Raw genomic sequence first — 24382 nt, 5'->3', positions numbered from 1 at the left:
TCCCATGCATCGTATCGATGGCCAAGGTGCCACCAGCAACAACAAGTTCACCGAAGGCAACCCGGCAACAGGGACGCCTGCGACCGAGGTGACAGCCGACTGGCTGAATGCGATCCAGGAGGAGATCATCTCTGTCCTGGGCGCTGCCGGCATCAACATGAACAAGGCCGTCAACAACCAGTTGCTGGCTGCGATCACAACGCTCATCGCCGGTGGCGGCGTGGCCGTCACCGCGGCTGGCGTCTCTATCGCGGACGCGGGCGACTACTTGTCCGGCGGCGACGTCGAGGCGGCACTGCAGCAGCTGGCGCAGAAGGTCTACGCAGGCACCTTGAGCGCGAGCCAGATCCGGCGCAGCGTGGTGTCGGTGTCGGGTGCGTCGCAGCAGACCGAGGCGGCGCACGCGGAAAGCGTCGTGCAGGTTTCGCACACTGCGGCCGCGACCTACACCGTGCGGCCGGACTCGACGTTGAACCTTCCAGTCGGCACGGCGATCGAGATCGTGCAGGCCGGTGTCGGCAAGGTGAGCATTGTTGCCGGATCCGGCGTGAACCCGATCAAGAAGCACTCCGCGTTCAATGCCGCCACGATGGGGCAGGAAGCGGTGGTTGTGCTGTACAAGGTCGCCGCCAATACCTGGCGCCTGGGCGGAATGCTGGAGGCCGTATGATCCCGGGCCTCCTGCACCGGCGGCTGCTGATGGACGCGCCTGCCGGCGGCATCATCGCCTCGCCGGTCTACCAGACGCTGCTGGGGTTCGCGAGCGCGAGCGGATCGTCCGAAGCGACGGTGCTGTTCAACGTGAACCCGGACGGCACTTGGACTGGAAGCGGCACCGGCTATCCGACCAGCAGCGGCGCTTGGTTTTCGCCGATCGGCAGCGGGGCCGGCGACGCCTACGAAGTCCGCATCACACCAACCCGGAGTAGCGCCTCGGCTGGCGTCGTCGCCAACACGGCCACCGGTTGGGTCGCGCTGTCGTCAGCGCGGCAGCTGTCGGTCAAGTCGCAGCGGTTCACGACGGGGTTGTCGACCGTCGAGTATTCGGTGGTGGTCGAGATCCGCATCACCGGTGGCGCGATCGTATCCACGGGTGTTTTCGATATTAGATGCACCGCGGAAGTGGCCACCGGAGGTGGCGGTGGCACTGGTTGCCCGGCTGTCGACATGTGCCTTTCCCGGCACATGATCGCCGGGGCCGTGGAGGTTGGCCAGGCCATCGATGGTGTGCTGACCGGGGCCGGTGCCCAGGTTTCGCGCCTTGTCGTGCTCGCGGATGCGGTCAGCGTTCAACCCTGCTATCGCATCGCAACCGCCAATGGCGCCGCGTGTGTGCTGTCGGAGAGCACGCCCTTCACGATGCGGGACGGATCCACGTTGTACGCCAGCCAGATGCTCGGGCAGGAGGTGTTGCGCGACCACGGCGAAGGCGGCCTGGTCTGGGACGTGGTAACCGAGTGCCATCCGGTGGGCGCGCGTGAGGTAGTGCGCATCAGCGTTGGCGGTCATTCCTTGCTCGCCGGCGAGAACCCGCTGATGCGTATCGTCAGCCACAACCAGAGCAAGCAATAGAACAAGGGCGCCGCGCCGGCACGGCAATGCCGACGCGACGCCGCAGTACACGCGAACAGCCGCGTGCCGTTGGCCAAGGCCCCTGCTACCCCCGCGGGAGTGCGGACACCTTGGCCGGTCGACATCGCAAAGGCTGAGAACGTGCCGAAAACCAACACGCTGTTCCCTTGGCCGGGTGGCAAGACCCGGTTGCTGCAGCACCTGCTGCCGCTGCTCTCTGACAACCCGCACACCTGTTACGTCGAGCCGTTCGCCGGCGGCGCGGCTGCGCTGTTCGCGCGCGAGCCGGTCAAGGTCGAAGTGCTCAACGACACCCACGGCGAACTGGTGCGCCTGTACCGCGTGGTCGCGCGGCACCTGGACGAGTTCGTGCGTCACTTCCGGTGGTCGCTCACCAGCCGCGAGATGTTCCGCTGGGCGCAGCTGCAGCACGTCGACACGCTGACCGACATCGAGCGCGCGGCGCGGTTCTACTACCTGCAGAAGCTGTCCTTCGGCGGCAAGGTCCAGGGGCAGACCCTGGGCGTGGGTCCGGGCGGCACCAAGGGCATCAACCTGCTGCGCCTCGAAGAGGACTTGAGCGCCGCCCATCTTCGCCTCCACCGCGTGGTCATCGAACACCTGCCCTGGCAGCAGTGCATCGCCAAGTACGACACCCCCGGCACGGTGTTCCTGCTCGACCCGCCGTACTGGCAGACCGAGGGCTACGGCGGCGAGTTCGGCATCGAGCAATACGACGCCCTGGCCGACACGATGGCCGGCCTCAAGGGCCGCGCCGTGCTGACCATCAACGACCACCCCGACATGCGCGCCCGGTTCGACCGCTTCCCCGGCCGGACCATCCCGATCCGCTACACCATCGGCGGCGGCCGCGGCGCCGCCAGGCAGGAGAGGATCTACACCACCTGGCGGCCGGGCCGGCGGCGAGCGTAGCGGCGGCATGGCTTACGATGCCGGGCATGCAAGAGCTGCCCTCCAACCCCTACCGCGACCTGCCGCTCCGTCAGATGTACGGGGCCATGCAGAACCGGGCTGGCCAGCTCCTCGACGGCAAGCCGGTGGGCCGCCGGGACACGGCCTACCTGCTGCTGGCCGCCGCCTTCTACCTGGCCCCGATGACCACCCAGCCTGGCTCCCCGGGCAACGTCGTCAGGGCCGGCGGCTCACCGCTCGACGCCTACCTGCCCGAGTACGAGAGCGCCGCCCGGGCCCTGCGCCACCACGTCGCCGGCCACGCCTGGGACGCCGTCGCCGCCCGGGGCACCGCCCCGGCTCTGCCGAGGGAGGCCGCCCTGGCCCAGGCAGCCACCAACGAGGCCGGCCTGCGGGCCGTCCTGACCCAGCTGGGAGGGCTTTAATGTGCCTTCAAAGGCCCATCAGAGGCATTGGACAAACCATCCCGCGCCGCTGGCCAGACCATTCCGCGCATTACACCCGACGCGAAGCGTCGGGCGCGAAGGCGGGGTGTGCTTTCTTTGCGCCAGGTTTCTTTGCACAAGCAAAGAAAGGTGGCTCGCGCCGTCACGGCGCGAAAGCTTTTGATCTTTCTTGATTTCAGCGGAACCGGAACAGCAGGCGGGTCAAGACCCGCCCTACGATGGCGCCGCAACGCGAAAAGCGCGTCGGGGGCGTAGCCCCGACCTACGGCGATGCGGGCCGTGGAGCCGCCTCACCAGAGCGCGCGCCCCAATGATGCACGCACCGCCGCGCGGTATGCTGCGCGCCGGGGGATACCCATGCTCGCATCGATGCAAGGCCTGAAGGACCTGGTGGCGCGGCTGCTCGCGCGGCCCGACGAGATCATGCTCTCGCTCGGCGCCGGCGGCGAGCTGCTGGTCGCGCGCCTGCGAGCGCTGCTGTCGCTGCTGATCCTGGCCATGCCGCTGATCGCGGCGCTGGGCGGGGCGAAGTCCAGCGAGGTCGTGATCGGGCTGGCGCTGGCGGTGTTCGTCAACCTGATGGCGCAGATCTGGCTCGCGCTCGCCCGCCGGCAGCTGCGCTACGGCTGGCTGCCCTACGCCACCGGCACCTACGACGTCAGCCTGACCACCCTGGTGCTGGTGCTGCTCGCGCTCGGCGACCCGGTCGCTGCGACCAACAGCATCGTGGTCTGGTGCTTCTACCTGATCGCCATCGCCATCACCGCGCTGCGCAACGACGGCCGCCTGACCCTCTACGTCAGCGCGCTCGCGCTGCTGCAGTACGCGCTGCTGGTGGCGGTGGTGTTCTCGCTCGCACCGCACGAAACCCTGGTGTCGATCGACTACGGCACCGCGTCGATCGCCACCCAGGTCGAGCGCCTTCTCGTGATCCTGATGATGGGCCTGCTCACCTCGGTCATCGTCTACCGCATGCAGCGGCTGGTGGAGATGTCCGGCAACGACGGCCTCACCGGCCTGCCCAACCGCGCCTGGCTGCTGCAGGGCATGCCGCGGATGTTCGAGACGATCCGCAACGACGGCGGATCGCTGACGCTGGCATTGCTCGACCTGGACCGCTTCAAGCGCATCAACGACGAAATCGGCCACCGCGACGGCGACCGCGCGATCCGCCACTTCGTGGCCGCGGTCAACGAGATCCTGCAGGAGAAGGAGCGCCTGGTGCGGATCGGCGGGCAGGAATTCGTGGTGCTGATGCACTGCCCCATCGGCAGCGCCTGGGAACGCCTGGACCGCCTGCGCCGTTCGATGGGCGACCGGCCGTTCCTGCCCGAGTCCGGCCGCGACCCGCAGGTGATCACCTTCAGCGGCGGCCTGGCCGCGTTCCCGGTCGATGGCGGCCACGTCTCCGCCCTGCTCGGCAGCGCCGACCGCCGCCTGCAGCTGGCCAAGCGCGACGGCCGCAACCGGGTGGTCGCGCGCGACGCCTGAACCGGCGCCGGCAGCCCCGCGCTTCACTCGCCCGCGGTTTGCCCGTAACCTGCCGCGCAGCGTCCTCGCATGGTGCGGCCGGCGCGAGAGGGGAGAATGCCGGGTGAGCCTGAAGCTGCGACTGATCGTGATGAACTTCCTCCAGTTCTTCATCTGGGGGGCCTGGCTGCTGACGATCGGCGCCTACTGGTTCCAGAACAAGCAGTGGTCGGGCACCGCGTTCGGCGCGATCTTCTCCACGATGGGCATCGCGTCGCTGTTCATGCCGGCACTGATGGGCGTGGTCGCCGACAAGTGGATCAATGCCGAGAAACTCTACGGCCTGCTGCACATCGGCGGCGCGGTGATGCTGTTCTGCGTGCCGATGGTCGACGACCCGCACACCATGTTCTGGGTGATGCTGCTGAACATGATCTTCTACATGCCGACGATCGCACTGGCGATCACGGTGGCCTACAACGCGCTCAAGCGCGACGGGCGCGACGTGGTGAGCCAGTATCCGCCGATCCGCGTGTGGGGCACGGTCGGTTTCATCGCCGCGCTGTGGACGACCAGCCTGCTGCACATGGAAACCACGTCCGGCCAGTTCTACATCGCCTCCGCGGCGTCGCTGGTGCTGGGCCTGTACGCGTTCACCCTGCCGCCGGCGCCGCCGCGCATGGGCCACAGCGAGAGCCGCGCGCTGGTCGACGTGCTCGGGCTGACCTCGTTCCGCCTGTTCAAGGACCGGAACATGGCGGTGTTCTTCGTCTTCGCCATGCTGCTGGGCGCGGCGCTGCAGCTGACCAATGCCTACGGTGACACCTTCCTGCACGACTTCGCCAACGTGCCGGCGTTCCAGGACGCGATCGCGGTGAAGTACCCCGCGATCATCATGTCGATCTCGCAGATCTCCGAAACCCTGTTCATCCTCACCATCCCGTTCTTCCTGCGCCGCTTCGGGATCAAGGCGGTGATGACGATGAGCATGCTGGCGTGGTTCCTGCGCTTCGGCCTGTTCGCCTACGGCGACCCCGGCGACCGGCTGTGGATGATCGTGCTGTCGTGCATCGTCTACGGCATGGCGTTCGATTTCTTCAACATCTCCGGCTCGCTGTTCGTCGAACAGCAGAGCGACTCGCGCATCCGCGCCAGCGCGCAAGGGCTGTTCATGGTGATGACCAACGGCGTGGGCGCGGTGTTCGGCAGCCTGGCCTCGGGCTTCCTGATCGAACACTTCTTCACCGCCGCCGACGGCACCAAGGACTGGCACGGGATCTGGGTGACGTTCGCCCTGTACGCGCTGGCGATGGCGGTCGTGTTCGTGCCGCTGTTCAAGCACAAGCACGACCCGGACGCGATGCGCAGGGCGCAGCAGCGCGCGGAAGGCGAGCTGGCGCCGTGACCGCGGCCAGGGCGATGGCATGAGCCGGGTCGTCGTCGTCGGCTCGTTCAATGTCGACCACGTCTGGTCCACGGACACGCTGCCACAACCAGGCGAGACGCTCGGCGGTCGTTACACCACCGGACCCGGCGGCAAGGGTTTCAACCAGGCCGTGGCCTGCGCGCGTTCCGGCGCACGCACGACGTTCGTCTGCGCGCTCGGCGACGACCCGGGCGGCCGGTTGGCGCGCGCGCTGGCGGCCGATGACGGCATCGACCTGCGTGCGCTGGACAGCACGGAACCGACCGGCACCGCAGGCATCTACGTCGACGGCGAAGGCCGCAACAGCATCGTGATCGGCGCCGGCGCCAACGCCGCGCTCTCGCCCGGCCACGTCGACGCGCAGCGCGATGCCTTCGACGACGCGCGCGTGGTGCTGGCGCAGCTCGAATCACCCACCGAAGCCATCGCCGCGGCGCTGCGGACGGCGCGCGCGCGCGGCGCGGTCGCCCTGCTCAATCCGGCGCCGGCCAACGCACCGACCACGCGCGAACTGCTGGCGCTTGCCGAGGTCACCACGCCCAACGAGACCGAGTTCGCGGGCCTGGTGTCGCGCCACGTCGGCGAGCGCCTCGACGGCGACGCCGTCGCCTCGCTCGACCAGCCGCACCTGCACGCGCTGTGCCGGGACCTCCTGCCCGCGGGCACGGTGGTCGTGACCCTCGGCGCCAGCGGCTGCTTCGTGTCGCACGCCGACGACGCGCTGCGCGGCGACGACAAGGCCTTCTACCGGCTCGGTGCCGAGCAGGTCCGCGTCGTCGATTCCACCGGCGCGGGCGACGCATTCAACGGCGCGCTTGCCGCGGCGATTGCGGACGCGCCTGACGCCGCGTTCGCCGGGCACCTGCAGTTCGCCTCGCGCTACGCCGCGCTGTCGACCGAGCGCGAAGGCGCGGCGCTGGCGATGCCGCGTCGCGAAGAGGTTGCCGCGCGTTTCGGCGGATAACGATTTCGTCACCTGCACGCCTGCAGAATCCGGCCTTCATCCGCAATTCCGGGGAGCAGGCATGGCAGGCAAGTTCGAGATCAGCAAGCGCGCCAACGGCGAGTTCCAGTTCAACCTCAAGGCCGGCAACGGCCAGGTGATCCTGAGCAGCGAGGGCTATTCGGCCAAGGGCTCGTGCACCAACGGCATCGAATCGGTCCGCAAGAACAGCCAGGACGATGCCCGCTTCGAGCGCAAGACCGCCAGCAACGGCAAGTTCTTCTTCAACCTCACCGCAAGCAACGGCCAGACGATCGGCAGCAGCCAGATGTACGCCGACGAGGGCGGGCGCGACAACGGCATCGCTTCGGTGAAGGCCAACGCGCCGGGCGCGGCGGTGGACGACCAGACCGCCTGAACCGGCCGCACCGCGGGATTCGGGATTCGGGATTCGGGATTCGGGAAAAGCTTTCCGCTCTTGCCCCCTTTGGAAAAGGGGGTATGGGGGATTTGCTCTTGATCCCCCAAAAGGCTCGCGGCTTCCGCCGCTCCCACATATGCAAGGGCCACGGGCGGGCGCCGCTACAATGCCCGCCATGCAAATCGGCTCCCACGCCATCACCCCCAGGGTGATCCTCGCCCCGATGGCGGGGGTCACCGACAAGCCGTTCCGGCTGCTGTGCAAGCAGCTGGGGGCGGGGCTGGCGATGTCGGAGATGACCACCAGCGACCCGCGCTTCTGGAATACCGAGAAGTCGCTGCGGCGCATGGACCACGTCGGCGAACCCGACCCGGTCGGGGTGCAGATCGCCGGCACGGTCCCGGAGGTGATGGCCGACGCCGCGCGGTACAACGTCGACCACGGCGCGCAGATCATCGACATCAACATGGGCTGCCCGGCCAAGAAGGTCTGCAACGCCTGGGCCGGCTCGGCCCTGATGCGCGACGAAACCCTGGTGGCACGCATCTGCGAGGCCGTGGTGCGCTCGGTCGACGTGCCGGTGACGCTGAAGATCCGCACCGGCTGGGACGCCACCCACCGCAACGCGCCGGCGGTCGCGCGCATCGCGCAGGACAGCGGCATCGCCGCGCTCGCCGTGCACGGCCGCACCCGCGACCAGCAGTACAAGGGCGTCGCCGAGTACGACACCATCGCGCAGGTCAAGTCGCTGCTGTCGATCCCGGTGATCGCCAACGGCGACATCGATTCGCCGCAGCGCGCCGCGTTCGTGCTGCGACACACCGGCGCCGACGCGGTGATGGTGGGACGCGCCGCGCAGGGGCGCCCGTGGATCTTCCGCGAGATCGCACACCATCTCGCCACCGGCGAACTGCTGCCGCCGCCGTCGCTGGCCGACATCCGCGACATCCTGCTCGGCCACCTGCACGCGCTGCACGATTTCTACGGCGAACCGTCCGGCGTGCGCATCGCGCGCAAGCACCTGGGCTGGTACGCGAAGGACCGGCCCGAGAACCACGCCTTCCGCGCCGTGGTCAACCGCGCGGAGACCGCGGACATGCAGCTGGCGCTCACGCGCGACTATTTCGACGCGCTGGCCGCCGGCGTCGCCCCGGCCCTTCCCCAAGCGGCCTGAGCCCGGCACCGGGCCTGGCCGGCTATCGTGGGAGCGGCTTCAGCCGCGAACTTTTGCTTGCGATCCGGGGTCACGAAAAGCTCGCGGCTGAAGCCGCTCCCACGAGACCATCGCATCGGGGAATTGGCGGTGGGAGCGCACGCCGCCGGTTTCCGGATACAGTCCCACATGGCCAGACGCAGGGAGCACGACCACGTGGAACCGGATCAATCCGCACCGAAAACCGGCAACCGCCGCCCGATCGCCGCCCGCGGCAATGCCCTGGTCCAGCGCTTCAGCGCGTGGCTGGCGCGCGCCGGCGTCTCGCCGAACCTGATCTCGATGGTGAGCATCGCATTCGCCGCGCTCGGCGCCGCCGCACTGCTCGAACTCGAATCCCCCTGGGGCCCGTGGCTGTGCGCGATCGCGATCGTGCTGCGGCTGCTGTGCAACCTGTTCGACGGCCTGGTGGCAGTGGAACACGCGCGCAAGACGCCGACCGGCGTGCTTTACAACGAGGTGCCCGACCGCCTCGCCGACAGCCTGTTCCTGGTCGCACTCGGCTACGCCGCAGGCCTGCCCTGGTGCGGCTGGCTGGCCGCGCTGCTGGCGGCGCTGACCGCCTACATCCGCACCCTCGGTGGCACGGTGCTGGGATCACAGGATTTCCGCGGGCCGATGGCCAAGCCGCACCGGATGTGGCTGATGGTCGCCGCCTGCGTGCTGGCGCCGCTGGAAACCCGCTTCGCCGGCACCGCGTACACGCTGTCGACGGCCGTCATCGCCATCGCGGCCGGTTCGGCGCTGACCTGCTGGACGCGCCTGCGCGTGATCGCGCGGCAACTGCGGGAGGCCGCGTGATCGAACGAGCCGCCGCGGCGGCACTGGTCGGCACCACCCGCCTGCTGGTAGGCGCACGCGCACAGTGGCGCGCAACGCCGCCGGCCGGGCAGTGCCTGTACTTCGCCAACCACAGCAGCCACCTGGACACGATGGCGATCTGGTCGGCGCTGTCACCCGCGCAGCGTGCGAAAACCCGTCCGGTGGCCGCGCGCGACTACTGGGACAAACCGGGGCTGCGCGGCTATGTCGCCGGCAAGGTGCTGCACGCGGTGCTGATCGAGCGCCGGCGCGAAGAGCGCGACGGCGATCCGCTCGAACCGGTCATCGAAGCGCTGCATGCCGGCGACTCGCTGATCCTGTTCCCCGAGGGCACGCGCACCGCGCAGCGCCTGCCGCAGCGCTTCCGCGGTGGCCTGTTCCGCCTTGCCGAAGCCTTCCCGCAGCTGCAGCTCGTCCCCGCCTACCTCGACACCCTGCACCGCAGCATGCCCAAGGGCGCGCACATCCCGCTGCCGCTGTACTGCACGGTGCGCTTCGGCGCGGCGATGCCGCGCATCGACGACGAACCGCGCGATCAATTCCTCGAACGCGCGCGCGACGCGGTGGTGGCGCTGGCATGAACGCACAACAGAAACTGCTCTGGGTCTTCGGCGGCATCGTCGCCCTGCTGGCGCTGGCATCGCTCGTCGGCTGGGCGCTGCAGGCACGCAAGGGCCGCACCGAGGTGGTGGCCAACCTCAACGCCCGCGTGCGCGCGTGGTGGGGCATGGTCGCCGTGCTGGCGGTGTGCTTCTGGCTGGGACCGGTGGCGAACCTGGTCGTGTTCGCCTTCATCTCGTTCTTCGCGCTGCGCGAATTCATCACGCTCACCCCCACCCGGCCCGGCGACCACCTGCCGCTGGTGGTGGCGTTCTACGTGCTGATCCCGGTGCAGTACTGGCTGATCGGCGACGACTGGTACGGGCTGTTCTCGATCTTCATCCCGGTCTACGCATTCCTTGCGCTGCCGGCGCTGGCAGTGTTCGGCGGCGACACCGAGCAGTTCCTCGAACGCACCACCAAGATCCAGTGGGGCGTGATGATCGCGATCTACTGCATCAGCCACGCGCCGGCGCTGCTGATCCTCGACCTGCGCGGTTACGAAGGCCAGGGCCCATTGCTGCTGCTGTACCTGATGCTGGTGGTGCAGATCAGCGACGTGCTGCAGTACGTGTTCGGAAAACTGTTCGGCAAGCGCAAGCTGGCGCCGACGGTGAGTCCGTCGAAGACGGTCGAAGGCCTGGTCGGCGGCGGCCTGGCGGCGACCGGCATCGGCACCGCGCTGTGGTGGATCACCCCGTTCACGCCGCTGCAGTCGGCGCTGATGTCTGCGCTGATCGTGACCTGCGGCGCGCTCGGCGGGCTGGCGCTATCGGCGGTCAAGCGCAGCCTCGGCGCCAAGGACTGGGGCCACATGATCGAGGGCCACGGCGGGATGATGGACCGGATGGACTCGGTGACCTTCGCCGCGCCGATCTTCTTCCACGTCACCCGGTATTTCTTCTCGTAGGTCATCGCCCACGACAAGTCCGTAGGATGGGTGGAGCCGAAGGCGATACCCATGGGCATGCCGGAACGCGGGCGATGGGTATCGCTTCGCTCCACCCATCCTACGTTGGCTTCTCGGGATGATCCCCCGGCAACGTGCCTGTGGGAGCGGCCATGGTCGCTCCCGCAAGAGCACAACGCGGATCAGGGTTCGTTCCAGATCCGGTGCCAGGTTGCTTGCCACATCGGGCCGAAGTCACGCTCCAGTGCGAGCTGCCGCGGGGGCCGGAGCGCCTGCCAGTCGTCACCTTCGCGCCGCGCCACCGCGTAGCTGAAAAAGTAGTCCGGCTCGCTGCCCATGCGCAGGTCGCTGAGCACCAGTTCGCCATCGACCACCTGCGCCCGCATGAAGCCGTGGTTGAACCATTCCAGCCTGCGCGCGGCGGGAATGTCCTTCGCTTCGGCCCAGGCCTGCGTGTTCGAGCGATGCCCCTGGAACGCCATCGGCCCGGCGTCCGCCACCAGCGAGCGGAAGCCTTCCACGTAGCCGTCCGGCGTCATCGCCACCACCCGCCACAGCAGGGTGTTGAGCGGCGTCGGCACCGAGAACCGGGGCGCATCGGCCAGCCCCATCGCCGCCAATGCCCGATCGGCCTCGCGCTCGACCATGGCCTTCGCGGCCAGCGACCAGCCGAGGTAGGCCGTGCTCAGCGCGAGGCCTGCCACCAGCACACGCTGCGCGGCCGGCCGCTCGCGCAGGAAGAACGCGGCGACGCAGGCCGCCAGCAGCCAGACCGTGTACAGCGGGTCGATGATGAACACGCTCGACCACATCACCGGCCGCAGCGGCAGCGGCCACAGCAGCTGGGTGCCGTAGACGGTGAAGGCGTCGAGCAGCGGATGGGTGAGCAACGCCAGCTGGATCGCCCAGAACCAGCGCTTCGGCGACTCGGCCACGCGACCGCCGCGACGGCGGAAGAAGACCCAGATCAACCAGCCCAGCAGCGGCAGCACGAACAGCGAGTGGCTGAAGCCGCGGTGCAGGGTCATCAGCGCGACCGGGTCGTCGGTCAGCAGCGCGATGGGCAGCGAGTCGAGGTCGGGCAACGTACCCAACGCGGCGCCGGCAAGCAGGGCCGCGCGGCGATGGCGCGGCGGCGCGATGGCGGCGGCGAGCGCGCCGCCCAGGAGTATCTGGGTCAATGAATCCATCGACGGATGCTAGCAGCGCCGCAGAGCCTGCCCCGGACTTGATCCGGTATTGCCGCTACGCCCCCGACGCCGACGGATGCATGCCCCGGCTCACCCTCCGGCCGTAGGTCGGGGCTACGCCCCCGACATCCCGCGCGACATCCGCGCGTCGTCTCCGCGATCAAGGGCCGTCGGGGGCGTAGCCCCGACCTACGCGGCGCGGGGGAAGGCTGCTTCGCGTACCAGGCGCAGCCGCGGTGGCAGTTCGGCCAGCGTTTCGCCGTGGTGCGACAACAGCCGCAGGGTGCCGTCCATGTCCTCGGCCAGCGCGGTCAGGCTTTCCACCCAGTCGCCATCGTTGGCGTAGACCAGGTGGTCGCGCTGCACCAGCGCAGCCCGGTGGATATGGCCGCAGACGATGCCATCGAGCCCGCGCCGGCGCACATCGTCCAGTCCCGCCTGCACGAAGCGCGCGATATAGCGTTCCGCCGCGCCGCTCCTGCTTTTGAGGAACTCCGACAGCGACCAGTAGCGCAGGCCGAACCTGCGGCGGACACGGTTCAACCACTGGTTGCCAGTGAGGATGCGGTAGTACAGCCAGTCGCCGAAGCGCTCCTGCAGGCCGCCGAAGTGGGTCACCGCGTCGTAGTCGTCACCGTGCACGACCAGCAGCCGGCGACCGTCGGCGGTGGTGTGCACGCAGCGCCGGCGCACCTGCATCGCCGGCAGCGCGAGGCCGCAGAAGCGGCGGATCGGGCGGTCGTGGTTGCCGGGGATGTAGACCAGTTCGGTCCCGGCCCGGCGCAGCGCGTGCAGCGCCTCGACCACGCGGTTGTGCGCCTGCCCCCAGGTCGCGCGGCGCTGCGCCAGCCACCACAGGTCGACGATGTCGCCGACCAGATACAGCCTGTCGCAGTGCAGGCCGGCGAGGAAGTCCGCCAGTTCGGCCGCGTGGCAGTGGCGGGCACCGAGGTGGACATCGGAGATGAACACCGCGCGCCGACGCTGGCCGGTGGCGGTGGCCGGGCTCATGCCGGCACCGCTCCGGCCTGTCGCAGGTAGCGGCGGCGCTTGTTGGGGCGGATGCGATGCAGATCGACCTCGATCAGGCCGTCGATCGCGTCGCTGAAACCGGGGTCGACGCCGAACGCGAGGAAGCGCGCGCCGCCCGGTTCGCACAGGTCGGTGTACTGCTTGTAGAGCATCGGCACCCCGGCGCCGAGCGTCGACAGGTTGGCCTTGAGCACGTCGTACGCGGTGCCGGCGTCGAGGCCGTCGAACGAGGGTGGCGCGGCGAAGTAGCGGAACGGGCGCGCCGATGCCGCCAGCGCGTCCTCGCTGCCGTAATAGCGCTGGTAGTACGCGACCAGCTGCTCACGCGCGCTGCGCGGCAGCGCGGCGCTGATCGATACCGCGCCGAACAGGTAGCGCACGCGCGGGAAGCGCTGCAGGTAGGCGCCGATGCCCTGCCACAGGTAGTCGAGGCTGCGGCTGCCCCAGTAGTCGGGCACGACGAAGCTGCGGCCCAGCTCGATGCCTTCGGCCAGGCGCGGGATGGCGTCGTCGGCGTAGCGGAACAGCGATGCGGTGTAGAGCCCGGCGAGCCCGGCGCGCGCCAGCACCTGCGCGCCGCGCGCGATGCGATAGGCGCCGGCGATGCGCATCGCGGCCGCGTCCCACACCAGGATGTGCTGGTAGTGCGGATCGAAATCGTCGAGGTCGCGGCTGCGGCCGGTGCCCTCGCCCACCTGGCGAAAGGTCAGTTCGCGCAGCCTGCCGATCTCCTGCAGCAGCAGCGAACCGGCCGCGCACTGCGCCAGCCGGATCTGCTTGCCGTCGCTGGTCTGGCCCAGCAGTTCGGTGCCCTCGACCGCCATCCACAGCGCCTTCGGATCGACGGTCGCGGCCAGCGGCTCGGGTCCGGCCGCCGCGGCGGCGCGGCGCTTGCCGAGTGCATACAGCGTGCGGCGAACCTGGCGCAGCGTGGCGTCGTCATCGGCGGCATCGGCCAAGTCCAGCGGCTGGCCGACGCGCAGCCGCAGCGGCCGGTGCCGGCGCGCGTACATCTCGCGCGCCAGCAGCGCGGTCGAAGCCGGCTTGCAAAGCGCCGACAGGCCGTAGAACAGCGACGAGTTGCGCGCCGCGATGCGGACCGGCAGCACCGGCGCGCCGGCCCTTCGCGCGAAGCGCAGGAAGCCGCGGCGCCAGCGCGTGTCGCGCACGCCGCGCGGCCCCAGGCGCGAGACCTCGCCGGCCGGGAACACGATCACGCATTCCTCGTTCTCCAGCGCGCGCTCGATCGCGCGCAGGCTGTCGGCCCCGGCGCTGCCGCCGAGGACCCGCAGCGGCAGCAGCAGGTCCGACAGCGGGTCGACCAGCGACAGCACGTCGTTGGCGACGATGCGCACGTCGCGCCGCACCTTTCCCACCAGGTCCAGCAGCGCCAGCGCATCGAGCGCGCCGGAGGGATGGTTGGCGACGACCAGCAGCCGGCCGGCCGCGGGAATCCGCGCCGCGCCGTCGTCGGCCTCGTACTTCAGCTGCAGGTGCCGCAGCGCCGCGTCGACGAATTCGAATCCGCGCAGGTGGCTGCTTTCGGCAAGGAAGCCGTCGATCGCGTCGAAGCGCGACCAGCGCGCCACCCCGCGCAGCAGGGGCGCGGCGACGCGGCCGCGACGGCCGCGGAACCAGTCCGGATAGCGCTGCTGCAGGCGTTGTTCCAGTCTGAGCATGGGAAGCGTGGACGACCCCGGTTGGCAGCAGACTGCCGTCGCGGCGCGACAGGAAGATGGCGGTTTTGCGGCGCGGTGATGACAACCCCCCTCGCCCCGCTGCCACGCCCCATCCGACCGGACGGGCCGACTGCGGCGCCGCACGGCTTAACCCTCACCCAACCCGCTCCGGGGCACAATGCGCAGGCCGGTGCGGCGGTGTATCATGCGCACCCATCTTTTCATCCGAATCAAGGGATATAAGCCCGATGTCCAGCACCCTCTTCACCTCCGAGTCGGTCTCCGAAGGCCATCCGGACAAGATCGCCGACCAGATCTCCGATGCCGTGCTGGACGCGATCCTGGCCCAGGACAAGCGCGCCCGCGTGGCCTGCGAGACCATGGTCAAGACCGGCGTGGCGATCGTCGCCGGCGAGATCACCACCAGTGCCTGGATCGACCTGGAAGCGCTGACCCGCAAGGTGATCCTGGACATCGGCTACGACTCGTCCGACGTCGGCTTCGACGGCGAGACCTGCGGCGTGCTCAACCTGATCGGCAAGCAATCACCGGACATCAACCAGGGCGTGGACCGCAAGCATCCGGAGAAGCAGGGCGCCGGCGACCAGGGCCTGATGTTCGGCTACGCCACCAATGAAACCGACAGTGGCATGCCCGCCGCGATCCACCTCTCGCACCGCCTGGTCGAACAGCAGGCCAAGGTACGCAAGAAGAAGAACTCGCCGCTGCCGTGGCTGCGCCCGGACGCGAAGTCGCAGGTCACGCTGCGCTACGAGGACGGCAAGGCGGTCGCGATCGACGCCGTCGTGCTGTCCACCCAGCACGACCCGGGCGTGAAGCAGAAGGACCTGGTCGAGGCGGTGCGCGAGCACGTGCTCAAGCCGGTGCTGCCGGCCAAGTGGCTGCACAAGGGCACCAAGTTCCACATCAACCCGACCGGCAAGTTCGTGATCGGCGGCCCGGTGGGCGACTGCGGCCTGACCGGGCGCAAGATCATCGTCGACACCTATGGCGGCTGGGCCCGCCACGGCGGCGGCGCGTTCTCCGGCAAGGACCCGTCCAAGGTCGACCGCTCGGCCGCGTACGCCGCGCGCTACGTCGCCAGGAACGTGGTCGCCGCGGGCCTGGCCGACCGCTGCGAGGTGCAGGTGAGCTACGCCATCGGCGTGGCCGAGCCGACCTCGATCGCGGTCACCACCTTCGGCACCGGCAAGGTCGGCGACGACGTGATCGAGAAGCTGATCCGCCGCCACTTCGACCTGCGCCCGTACGGCATCCTCAAGATGCTCGACCTGGTGCACCCGGTCTACCAGCGCACCGCCAGCTACGGCCACTTCGGCCGCAAGCCCGAGCAGGTCACCTACACCGACGCCGCCGGCAAGCAGCAGACCGCCACCGCGTTCTCGTGGGAGCAGACCGACAAGGCCGAAGAACTGCGCAAGGCCGCGAAGCTGAAGTAGCGGGCGCAAACAACCCGGGGCGCACGGCGACCACCGCCGCGCGCCCTCCCCCATCGAGGGGCGCTGCAAGCCCGGCGCGCATTGCGCAAGGGAACAGGCTCGATGGGCGTGAACCGTGACAACGGCGCTCGTACCAATCCACCGGAGCAACACCATGAATGCCGTAGCCAAGACCTTCTCCACCGAAGGCGACTACAAGATCGCCGACATCTCGCTGGCCGATTATGGCCGCAAGGAAATCGACATCGCCGAGCACGAGATGCCGGGCCTGATGTCGATCCGCCGCAAGTACGCCGCGCAGGCGCCGCTCAAGGGCGTGCGCGTCACCGGCTCGCTGCACATGACGATCCAGACCGCGGTGCTGATCGAGACGCTCAAGGACATCGGCGCCGACGTGCGCTGGGCCTCGTGCAACATCTTCAGCACCCAGGACCACGCCGCCGCCGCGATTGCCGCGACCGGCACCCCGGTGTTCGCCTGGAAGGGCGAGACGCTGGAGGAATACTGGGACTGCACGCTGGCCGCGCTGAGCTTCCCCGACGGCAAGGGCGGTTTCCTCGGCCCGCAGCTGGTGGTCGACGACGGCGGCGACGTCACCCTGCTGATCCACAAGGGCTACGAGCTCGAGAACGGCTCGACCTGGGTGGACGAGAAAGCCTCCTCGCACGAGGAGCAGGTGATCAAGAACCTGCTCAAGCGCGTGCACAAGGAGCGCCCGGGCTACTGGCACACCGTGGTCGAAGGCTGGAAGGGCGTCTCCGAGGAGACCACCACCGGCGTGCACCGCCTATACCAGCTGGCCGAGCAGGGCAAGCTGCTGATCCCGGCGATCAACGTCAACGACTCGGTCACCAAGAGCAAGTTCGACAACCTGTACGGCTGCCGCGAGTCGCTGGCCGACGGCCTCAAGCGCGCGATGGACGTGATGCTGGCCGGCAAGGTCGCGGTGGTCTGCGGCTACGGCGACGTCGGCAAGGGCTGCGCGGCGTCGCTGCGGGCCTACGGCGCGCGCGTGGTGGTCACCGAGATCGACCCGATCTGCGCGCTGCAGGCGGCGATGGAGGGCTTCGAGGTCAACACGATCGAAAGCACGCTCGGCCACGGCGACATCTACGTCACCACCACCGGCAACAAGGACATCATCACCGTCGAGCACATGCAGGCGATGAAGGACCAGGCGATCGTCTGCAACATCGGCCACTTCGACAACGAGATCCAGGTCGACGCGCTGTATGCGCTCAAGGGCGTGGAGAAGATCAACATCAAGCCGCAGGTCGACAAGTTCGTGTTCGCCAACGGCAACGCGATCTTCCTGCTGGCCGAAGGCCGACTGGTGAACCTGGGCTGCGCCACCGGCCACCCGAGCTTCGTGATGTCCAACTCGTTCGCCAACCAGACCCTGGCGCAGATCGACCTGTGGGCCAACAAGGACAGCTACGGCAAGCAGGTCTACCTGCTGCCGAAGAAGCTCGACGAGGAAGTCGCGCGGCTGCATCTGGAAAAGATCGGCGTCAAGCTGACCACGCTGTCGAAGGAGCAGGCCGACTACCTCGGCGTGCAGGTGGAAGGGCCGTACAAGCCGGACCATTACCGGTACTGAGCCACTTCGTGGCTTTACGCGAAACGGGCGCCTTGGGCGCCCGTTTTTCGTTGGTGCGGGTGGTGAGGGGTGGCGGTGGGTGTCAGTTGGCTGCGAATCGATGCTGCGCGGGGTGTCGGGGGCGTAGCCCCGACCTACGGCAACGTCGCCGGATACGTCGTAGGTCGGGGTTACATCCCCGACGGCTTTTGGGGCGTGGGTCGGGACTACGTCCCTGACGGCTTTTTGCCCGTACGTCGGCTACGCCCCCGACCGCTTGGCCTCAAGGCCGCCAGTTCGCATTGCGCTCCCAGAACTCGACGCTGCGCCGGTACGCCTCGCGATCCAGTGGCACGCCGGAACCGCCTTCCTCCACGCCCAGCGCATTGCGCATCATCGTGATCGGCGCCATCGGGATCTCCTCGGGCTCCGCGGTGTACAGGCAGCCGACCACGCCCCAGTCGGCGTCGATGGCCACGCCCTCCTTCGCCAACTGCCCGCGGCTGTAGAGGATCACCACGAAGTAACCCGCGACTGGCGCCTCGACACCCTCGAACCAGCGCACCAGCACCGGCAGTTCCTCGCGCGAGCGCGCCTCGTAGGCCGAACGCAGCAGGTGTCGGTTGTCGTCGGTGACCGGCACCGTCAGGCAGCGCGTGGACGTCCAGTTGCGGTGCACGTGCAGCTTGCAGAACGGCGCGTAGCCGTCGAGCACCTCCAGCGGCGGCACGTCGTTGAGGTGCCGCTCGAAGGCCTCGGCCGTGCAATCCTGGATGGTGTTCGAGCGGCGCTCGCCCGGGAACAGTCGGGTGCGGGCGAACGGGGTCAGGATGATCGACATCGGAAATACCGGGACCGGAAACGGACGGCGAGTCTAGCCAACCGCCGCGCAATGCACGATGCGACGGATCCGCAGCCGGCACGTGGCCGGCCTGCGCCACGGCATCCGTTGCCACCATCGAACCGGCTGGCCTGATAACATTCATCGCGATAAAGCGATATTATGCCTGCCTTGCTTCGCCCGGACAGTCCGCGATGATCCCGATTTCCTTCGAGTTCTATCCCCCCAAGACCGACGACCAGCGCACCCAGCTCGATCGCACGGCGAAGAAGCTCAAGGCGCATGCGCCCGAATACGTGTCGTGCACGTTCGGCGCGGGCGGTTCGACGCTGGACCACACGCCGGAAACCATCGACCGCCTGCACGGGCATCACGGGCTGGACGCCGCGCCGCACGTTTCCTGCGTCGGCGGCTCGCGCGCCGAGATCGCCGCGCTGCTGCAGCGCTACAAGGCCATGGGCTGCCGGCGCCTTGTCGCGCTGCGCGGCGACCTGCCCTCGGGCATGGGCCACCCCGGCGAATTCCGCTACGCCACGGACCTGGTGGACTTCGTTCGTCGCGAACACGACGGCCATTTCCACATCGAGGTCGGCTGCTACCCCGAGACGCACCCGCAGTCCGAGCATGCGCTGGCCGACCTGAAGCACTTCAAGGCCAAGGTCGACGCCGGCGCGGACGGCGCGATCACGCAGTATTTCTACAACGCCGACGCGTACTTCCACTTCGTCGACTCGGTGCGCAAGCTCGGCGTCACCATCCCGATCGTGCCGGGAATCATGCCGATCTCGAATTTCAGCCAGCTGCGGCGCTTCTCCGAGGCGTGCGGCGCGGAGATCCCGCGCTGGATCGCCAAGCGCATGCAGGCGCACGGCGATGATGTCGAGGCGGTGCGCGAGTTCGGCGCCGACATCGTCAGTGCCCTGTGCCAGCGCCTGGTCGACGGCGGCGCGCCTTCGCTGCACTTCTACACGCTCAATCTCGCCAGGCCGACCGAGGCGGTCCTGTCGCGGCTGCGCTGAGCCCGGGCGCGGTCTCCCGTGCCTGCATCACTTCCCGCGGGGCGCGGGCGCGGCTAGTCTTCACGGGATGCGCTGTTCCTGCATTTCCTTCCTCGCCCTGGCGTTGCTCGTGGCCGCCATGCTCTGGCCACCGCCCGCCGACGCGCAGATCCGGCGCTGCACGCGGCCGGACGGCGAGGTGGTGTTCACCGATCGTGCCTGCGCCGACGTCGGCGGGGTCGCGCGACCAAAGCCTTCGGTGCATTCGCCCGTCTACGGCGGCAAGACCTGGGCGCGGGGTTGTTCGCGCAGCCTGCGCGACCTGATCTTCGAGGTCACCGCGGCGATCGACAGCCGCGACGTCAATCGCCTGGCCGCGGTCTACAACTGGACCGGCATGTCGAGCCGCAACGGCTATGCGGTGCTCGGCCGCCTGGACGTGATCGCGAACCGGCCGCTGATCGACGTAAGCGCGGTGCTGCCGGCGCCGCAGCTCAGCGTCGACGCGGGCGGCGGCATGACCGTCAGCGGCGCGGTCGATGCGCAGGACTACCCCGGCGCGACGGTGGTGCGCAGGCGCCCCGTCGCGCTGCGCGTGGAGCAGGTGCTGTCCAACGGCTCGACGCCCTCGCGCACCATGTTCGGCCTGCGGCGGCACATGGGGTGCTGGTGGATCGTGCTGTAGGGCCGATCGCGGCAGCAACGGGATCCCGTGGGATCGGCCCATCCATCCGTGATCAGGCAAAATGCCGGTTCCACCGAATCACGGGCGATCGACATGCAATACCCCGAATGGATCTGGCAGAACGGCACCATCAAGCCATGGGCCGAAGCCACCACCCACGTCATGTCGCACGCGCTGCACTACGGCTCGTCGGTGTTCGAGGGCATCCGCAGCTACGACACGCCCCGCGGCCCCGCGATCTTCCGCCTGAGCGACCACAACCGGCGCCTGTTCGCGTCCGCGCGGATCTACGACATGGAGATTCCGTATTCGCTGGAACAGATCAACGCCGCCTGCCGCGAGGTCCTGAAGAAGAACGCGCTGGGCAAGGCCTACCTGCGGCCGGTGGCGTGGCGTGGGCTGGGTGGTTTCGGGCTGTCGGCGGAAACGCCGATCGACGTCGCCGTCGCGGCGTGGCAGATGGGTGCTTATCTTGGCGACGGCGTGCTCGAACAGGGCATCGACGCCTGCGTGTCGAGCTGGCAGCGCATGGCGCCCAACACCATCCCCACCGGCGCCAAGGCCGGCGGCAACTACCTGTCCGGCCAGCTCATCGCGCGCGAGGCGCGACGGCTGGGCTTCGGTGAAGGCATCGCGCTGGCGTCGACCGGCCTGCTCAGCGAGGGCGCCGGGGAGAACATCTTCCTGGTCTTCGACGGCACGCTGCATACCACGCCGGTCAGCGCGGCATTGCTCAACGGCATCACCCGCAACAGCCTGATCACGCTCGCGCGCGACGCCGGCATCGAGGTGGTCGAACGCGACATGCCGCGCGAATACCTGTACCTGTGCGACGAGTTGTTCATGTGCGGCACCGCGGCGGAAGTGACCCCGATCCGCTCGGTCGACGGCCGCCAGATCGGCGCCGGCAAGGCCGGGCCGGTGACGCGGAAGATGCAGGAGATGTTCTTCGGGCTGTTCGATGGCAGCACGCCGGACAAGTACGGCTGGCTGGAGCCGGTGGACCGCACGTAGGTCGGGGCTACGCCCCCGACGCACACACCGTACGGCCCGTCGGGAGCGTAGCCCCGACCTACGTGTCCGCCTTCGAGAACGTCAGCGTCGCCACCACGCCGCGCTCCTCGCCCGGCACCACGCGCACTTCCCAGCCGTACAGCTTGCACAGGCGGCGCACGATCGACAGGCCGATGCCGCCGCCGAGCGAATGCTCGGCGTGGGTGCCGCGATAGCCGCGTTCGAACAGGCGCGCGGCGTCTTCCGCGGACAGGCCGGGGCCGGAGTCAATGACTTCCACCGCGTCGTCGAGCAGGCGCACGATCACCTCGCCGTGGGTGGTGTACTTGACCGCGTTGCCGATCAGGTTGCCGAGCGCGACGTTGATGGCCGATTCCGGCGCGTCCACCACCAGCTCGCCGCCACCTTCCAGGCGCAGCTCCAGCGGCTTGCCGCCGAGCTGGGTGCGGTGGGCATCGAGCAGCTGCTCGGCGACGCGCCTGACGTCGGTGGCGCCGTGCCCGCGCTCGTTGCGCGACAGCAGCAGCAGCGCGCTGATCAGGTCCGTGCACTGCTGCTCGGCGCGCTGGATGCGCAGCAGGCGCGCCTGCGTCTTCTCGTCGATGCCCGGGCGCGAGAGCAGCAGCTCGACCGCGCCCTTCACCACCGCCAGCGGCGTGCGCAACTCGTGACTGACGTCGGCGTTGAACTCGCGGTCGCGCTGGACCACCTCGGTGAGGCGCTCGGCATAGTCGTCGAGTGCGGAGGCGAGCTGGCCGACTTCGTCCTCGGGGAAGTGCGTGGCCAGCGGCTCGGGGCTCGTGCTGTCTCCGGACGCCTGCAGGCGCCGCGCCAGCTCGGACACCGGGCTCATCACCCTTGCCGCCGACCACCATCCGATCAGCGCCGAAAGCAGGGTGAAGAAGCCGACGCTGCCGATGAGCGCACGATTGAGTCGCTGCTGGCTCTCGCGTTCCTCGGCAATGTCGTACGCGAGGAAGAACCAATACTGCGCATCCTTGCGTACCGCCAACCGGTAGACCCGCTCTTCGCCCGTGGCCGGATCCGTTTCCGTCAGCTCATGCACACCATTGGACAGGTCGCGCCATGCATCGGGCACGCGATCGAGCTTGCTCGTACTGAATTGCCGCCCCTGGATCTTCTCGAACGGCACGCCGATCGCGTTGGGATTGCGATAGAAACCCTCGGCGAACACATTGTTGTTCTTCAGCAAAGCCGCGCTGATCACCTGGTCCTCGACCCGGTTTCGCAGGTAAACGGCGGTCGTGGCGATCAGCGCCGTCAGGACGAACCCGAAGATGACGAAAGACAGGATGATCCGGCTGCGCAGCCGCCGCCGGTAGCGACGCTTGCGCGCGAGCGCGCGCTCAGGTGTTCGCATCGGGCTCGGCGATGCGATATCCGATGCCATGGCGGGTCTGGATCAGCAGGACGGGGAATGGCTTGTCGACCACCGCGCGCAGGCCGTGGATGTGCACGCGCAGCGAGTCGGAGTCGGGAAGCTCCTCGCCCCAGACTCGGGTTTCCAGCTCCTGCCGCGTCACCACCGCCGGAGAGGCTTCCATCAGTGCCTGCAGGATCTTCAGCGCCGTGGGGTTGAGCTGCAGCAGCTTGCCGCCGCGGCGCACTTCCAGGGTGTCGAGGTTGTACTCGAGGTCGGCCACCTCCAGCACCCGCGCCTGCACGCCGCGGCCGCGCCGCGACAGCGCGTTGAGGCGGACTTCCACCTCCTGCAGCGCGAACGGCTTGATCAGGTAATCGTCGGCGCCCGAGTCGAAGCCGGCCAGCTTGTTGTCGAGGCTGTCGCGCGCGGTGAGCATCAGCACCGGTGTCTGCTTGCGCGCGTCGTTGCGCAGCTTGCGGCAGACCTCCAGGCCGTCCATGCCCGGCAGGTTGAGGTCAAGCACGATCGCATCGAAGTCGTGCACCACGGCCAGGTGCAGGCCGGTCACGCCGTCGGCGGCGAAGTCGACGGTGTGGCCGCGGTCTTCCAGGTAGTCGCCGAGGTTGGCGGCGATGTCCTGGTTGTCTTCGATGACGAGGATGCGCATGGGCTGGTTACATGCCTTCTTTGAGCAACTGGCGCGGCGGAGTGCTCCGGAGCTGGTCCTGCGCGTTCTCCCTGGCGCGATTGCGCGCGGCAACCGTCATGCACTGGTTGCTGGACATATGCGAACCGGTCTTCTTCACCCGCTTGCAGACCAGGCGGCTGTTCTCGCCGGCCTCGGTCAGGATGTTGTTGACCAGCTCCTGGTCGTTGAACACCGCGACCTTCTGCTCTTCGCTCAGCTGGGCGACGCCACCGGACTGGTCGAGCGCGGTCGAAATCCGTGCCAGCGCCGACTTCACCTTCTCGCGGTCCGCGTTCTCGATCTCGCTGAAGGTTTCGCCATCGCCCAGCTCCTCGAGGATCTGCGCGCGCTGCTCGGCGAACTGCTCCTCGACATCGACGCGCGTCCCGCGCTCGCTGGCCATCGTCGTGCCGGCAATCAATACCAGCAGTGCAAGTGTCATGCCCCTGTACATGTCTTCTCTTCCTCCGACTGGAAAATGCTCCAGAGTTTCGCACAAAACAAAAGGTCCACGCGCATCGCGGCCGGATGCAGCCCGGTCACGCCGTTGGCCGCGATATCCCGGTTGTCTTCGATGACGGGGATGGGCATTGGGCCAAGGTCAATGCGAAAGCGCGTGGGGCGGCGTGCGGGTGAGCGTGGCGCGCGCGTGCTCTGCGGCCCGCTCGCGTTCGGCGACCGTCAGGCACTGGTTGGACGCCATGTGGGTGCCGGTCTTTTTCTCCCGCCTGCATACCAGCCGGTTGTCCTTGTCCGCCCGGGTGAGGATGTTGTTGATCAGTTCCTGGTCGTTGAAGACCTGGAGCTTCTGCCTCTCACTGAGCCGGCCGGCATCGCCCGTTGGGCCCAGCGCCTTCTGGATCCGTGCCAGCGCCGCGAGCACTTCACGACGCTCGGTGGAGCTGATTTCGCCATAGGTTTCGCCATCGTCCAGCGCCTTCTGGATCGAGATCCTCTGGGACTCGAACCGGGATGAGCTGGCGTCCTGTCCTGCTTCTCCATCTCCGGCCATGGCCCCGCTGGCCACCAGCAGGAGCCCCGCGAACACGATTCCTCTGAGCATGATTCGTCTCCGG

Annotated in this window: 26 protein-coding genes and 1 riboswitch; of the genes, 17 read left to right on the top strand and 9 right to left on the bottom strand. The window is 68.6% G+C overall.

The features are described from left to right. The first annotated feature begins 4 nt into the window (after positions 1 to 4). The 12 genes from ACFONC_RS11585 to ACFONC_RS11530 all read left to right on the top strand — a co-directional run bounded on the left by ACFONC_RS11585 (position 5) and on the right by ACFONC_RS11530 (position 10756). Positions 5 to 670, top strand: coding sequence for a hypothetical protein (locus ACFONC_RS11585; protein ID WP_386744196.1), 666 nt, complete (start codon positions 5 to 7; stop codon positions 668 to 670). Beyond that, entirely contained in the window at positions 667 to 1572 is a 906-nt protein-coding gene (locus ACFONC_RS11580) for a hypothetical protein (protein WP_386744194.1), read from the top strand. The genes ACFONC_RS11585 and ACFONC_RS11580 overlap by 4 nt, the downstream gene beginning before the upstream one ends. A gap of 141 nt (positions 1573 to 1713) precedes the next feature. Beyond that, positions 1714 to 2505, top strand: a complete 792-nt coding sequence (locus ACFONC_RS11575; RefSeq protein WP_386744192.1) for a DNA adenine methylase — start codon at positions 1714 to 1716, stop codon at positions 2503 to 2505. Between the two features lie 26 nt (positions 2506 to 2531). Then, on the top strand, positions 2532 to 2930 hold the full coding sequence (locus tag ACFONC_RS11570; protein ID WP_386744190.1) for a hypothetical protein: 399 nt from the start codon (positions 2532 to 2534) through the stop codon (positions 2928 to 2930). Positions 2931 to 3308: 378 nt separating this feature from the next. Beyond that, positions 3309 to 4442: a GGDEF domain-containing protein gene (locus ACFONC_RS11565; RefSeq protein WP_386744188.1), complete on the top strand. Its 1134-nt coding sequence runs from the start codon at positions 3309 to 3311 to the stop codon at positions 4440 to 4442. Between the two features lie 103 nt (positions 4443 to 4545). Continuing rightward, on the top strand, positions 4546 to 5826 hold the full coding sequence (locus tag ACFONC_RS11560) for a nucleoside permease (protein ID WP_386744186.1): 1281 nt from the start codon (positions 4546 to 4548) through the stop codon (positions 5824 to 5826). 19 nt (positions 5827 to 5845) lie between these two features. Beyond that, a complete protein-coding gene (locus ACFONC_RS11555; protein WP_386744184.1) occupies positions 5846 to 6811 on the top strand; it encodes a ribokinase in 966 nt (321 codons plus the stop codon). A gap of 61 nt (positions 6812 to 6872) precedes the next feature. Beyond that, positions 6873 to 7208, top strand: a complete 336-nt coding sequence (locus tag ACFONC_RS11550; RefSeq protein WP_386744182.1) for a YegP family protein — start codon at positions 6873 to 6875, stop codon at positions 7206 to 7208. A gap of 178 nt (positions 7209 to 7386) precedes the next feature. Further along, entirely contained in the window at positions 7387 to 8385 is a 999-nt protein-coding gene (gene dusB / locus ACFONC_RS11545; RefSeq protein ID WP_386744180.1) for a tRNA dihydrouridine synthase DusB, read from the top strand. A 168-nt stretch (positions 8386 to 8553) separates the two neighbouring features. Beyond that, positions 8554 to 9225: a CDP-alcohol phosphatidyltransferase family protein gene (locus ACFONC_RS11540; RefSeq protein ID WP_386744178.1), complete on the top strand. Its 672-nt coding sequence runs from the start codon at positions 8554 to 8556 to the stop codon at positions 9223 to 9225. Then, positions 9222 to 9827 carry a lysophospholipid acyltransferase family protein gene (locus tag ACFONC_RS11535; RefSeq protein ID WP_386744176.1) on the top strand — a complete coding sequence of 202 codons (606 nt, stop codon included), beginning with the start codon at positions 9222 to 9224 and terminating at the stop codon, positions 9825 to 9827. The genes ACFONC_RS11540 and ACFONC_RS11535 overlap by 4 nt, the downstream gene beginning before the upstream one ends. Beyond that, complete coding sequence (locus tag ACFONC_RS11530) at positions 9824 to 10756, top strand: phosphatidate cytidylyltransferase (protein ID WP_386744174.1); 933 nt, start codon at positions 9824 to 9826, stop codon at positions 10754 to 10756. The genes ACFONC_RS11535 and ACFONC_RS11530 overlap by 4 nt, the downstream gene beginning before the upstream one ends. A 182-nt stretch (positions 10757 to 10938) precedes the next feature. Here the strand turns inward: ACFONC_RS11530 and ACFONC_RS11525 are convergent, their stop codons facing one another. The 3 genes from ACFONC_RS11525 to ACFONC_RS11515 form a co-directional block, all read right to left on the bottom strand. After that, complete coding sequence (locus ACFONC_RS11525) at positions 10939 to 11946, bottom strand: metal-dependent hydrolase (protein WP_386744172.1); 1008 nt, start codon at positions 11944 to 11946, stop codon at positions 10939 to 10941. 189 nt (positions 11947 to 12135) lie between these two features. Beyond that, the gene (locus ACFONC_RS11520) at positions 12136 to 12957 is read right to left on the bottom strand and encodes a UDP-2,3-diacylglucosamine diphosphatase (RefSeq protein ID WP_386744171.1); all 822 of its coding nucleotides are present in this window, start codon (positions 12955 to 12957) and stop codon (positions 12136 to 12138) included. Then, positions 12954 to 14657, bottom strand: a complete 1704-nt coding sequence (locus tag ACFONC_RS11515) for a GNAT family N-acyltransferase (protein ID WP_386744170.1) — start codon at positions 14655 to 14657, stop codon at positions 12954 to 12956. The genes ACFONC_RS11520 and ACFONC_RS11515 overlap by 4 nt, the downstream gene beginning before the upstream one ends. A gap of 248 nt (positions 14658 to 14905) precedes the next feature. Here ACFONC_RS11515 and metK point away from each other — a divergent pair, with 248 nt between their 5' ends. Continuing rightward, positions 14906 to 16117, top strand: coding sequence for a methionine adenosyltransferase (gene metK, locus ACFONC_RS11510; protein ID WP_386744169.1), 1212 nt, complete (start codon positions 14906 to 14908; stop codon positions 16115 to 16117). Between the two features lie 49 nt (positions 16118 to 16166). Then, positions 16167 to 16254: riboswitch (S-adenosyl-L-homocysteine riboswitch) on the top strand. Between the two features lie 17 nt (positions 16255 to 16271). Further along, entirely contained in the window at positions 16272 to 17717 is a 1446-nt protein-coding gene (ahcY, locus tag ACFONC_RS11505; protein ID WP_386744168.1) for an adenosylhomocysteinase, read from the top strand. 262 nt (positions 17718 to 17979) lie between these two features. Here the strand turns inward: ahcY and ACFONC_RS11500 are convergent, their stop codons facing one another. Next, the gene (locus tag ACFONC_RS11500) at positions 17980 to 18537 is read right to left on the bottom strand and encodes a DUF3228 family protein (RefSeq protein ID WP_386744166.1); all 558 of its coding nucleotides are present in this window, start codon (positions 18535 to 18537) and stop codon (positions 17980 to 17982) included. 194 nt (positions 18538 to 18731) lie between these two features. Here ACFONC_RS11500 and metF point away from each other — a divergent pair, with 194 nt between their 5' ends. The 3 genes from metF (at position 18732) to ACFONC_RS11485 (ending at position 21234) form a co-directional block, all read left to right on the top strand. Next, entirely contained in the window at positions 18732 to 19556 is an 825-nt protein-coding gene (gene metF / locus ACFONC_RS11495) for a methylenetetrahydrofolate reductase [NAD(P)H] (RefSeq protein ID WP_386744164.1), read from the top strand. A 109-nt stretch (positions 19557 to 19665) separates the two neighbouring features. Continuing rightward, positions 19666 to 20220: a hypothetical protein gene (locus ACFONC_RS11490; RefSeq protein WP_386744162.1), complete on the top strand. Its 555-nt coding sequence runs from the start codon at positions 19666 to 19668 to the stop codon at positions 20218 to 20220. An 87-nt stretch (positions 20221 to 20307) separates the two neighbouring features. After that, positions 20308 to 21234, top strand: coding sequence for a branched-chain amino acid transaminase (locus tag ACFONC_RS11485; protein WP_386744659.1), 927 nt, complete (start codon positions 20308 to 20310; stop codon positions 21232 to 21234). 58 nt (positions 21235 to 21292) lie between these two features. Here the strand turns inward: ACFONC_RS11485 and ACFONC_RS11480 are convergent, their stop codons facing one another. From ACFONC_RS11480 to ACFONC_RS11460, 5 genes are read right to left on the bottom strand one after another with little or no spacing between them, the layout of a single operon-like run. After that, on the bottom strand, positions 21293 to 22615 hold the full coding sequence (locus ACFONC_RS11480; RefSeq protein ID WP_386744160.1) for a sensor histidine kinase: 1323 nt from the start codon (positions 22613 to 22615) through the stop codon (positions 21293 to 21295). Next, entirely contained in the window at positions 22602 to 23285 is a 684-nt protein-coding gene (locus ACFONC_RS11475) for a response regulator transcription factor (protein ID WP_386744158.1), read from the bottom strand. The genes ACFONC_RS11480 and ACFONC_RS11475 overlap by 14 nt, the downstream gene beginning before the upstream one ends. Before the next feature lie 7 nt (positions 23286 to 23292). After that, on the bottom strand, positions 23293 to 23748 hold the full coding sequence (locus ACFONC_RS11470) for a hypothetical protein (RefSeq protein WP_386744156.1): 456 nt from the start codon (positions 23746 to 23748) through the stop codon (positions 23293 to 23295). Next, positions 23745 to 23897, bottom strand: coding sequence for a hypothetical protein (locus ACFONC_RS11465; protein WP_386744154.1), 153 nt, complete (start codon positions 23895 to 23897; stop codon positions 23745 to 23747). The genes ACFONC_RS11470 and ACFONC_RS11465 overlap by 4 nt, the downstream gene beginning before the upstream one ends. Before the next feature lie 10 nt (positions 23898 to 23907). Further along, the gene (locus tag ACFONC_RS11460; RefSeq protein WP_386744152.1) at positions 23908 to 24369 is read right to left on the bottom strand and encodes a hypothetical protein; all 462 of its coding nucleotides are present in this window, start codon (positions 24367 to 24369) and stop codon (positions 23908 to 23910) included. Between the last annotated feature and the right edge of the window lie 13 nt (positions 24370 to 24382).

This window comes from Luteimonas soli, assembly GCF_042648865.1.
Taxonomy (GTDB): Bacteria; Pseudomonadota; Gammaproteobacteria; order Xanthomonadales; family Xanthomonadaceae; genus Luteimonas; species Luteimonas soli.
Note: the sequence above shows the minus strand (reverse complement) of the source record. Positions and strands in the feature narration are given on the sequence as shown.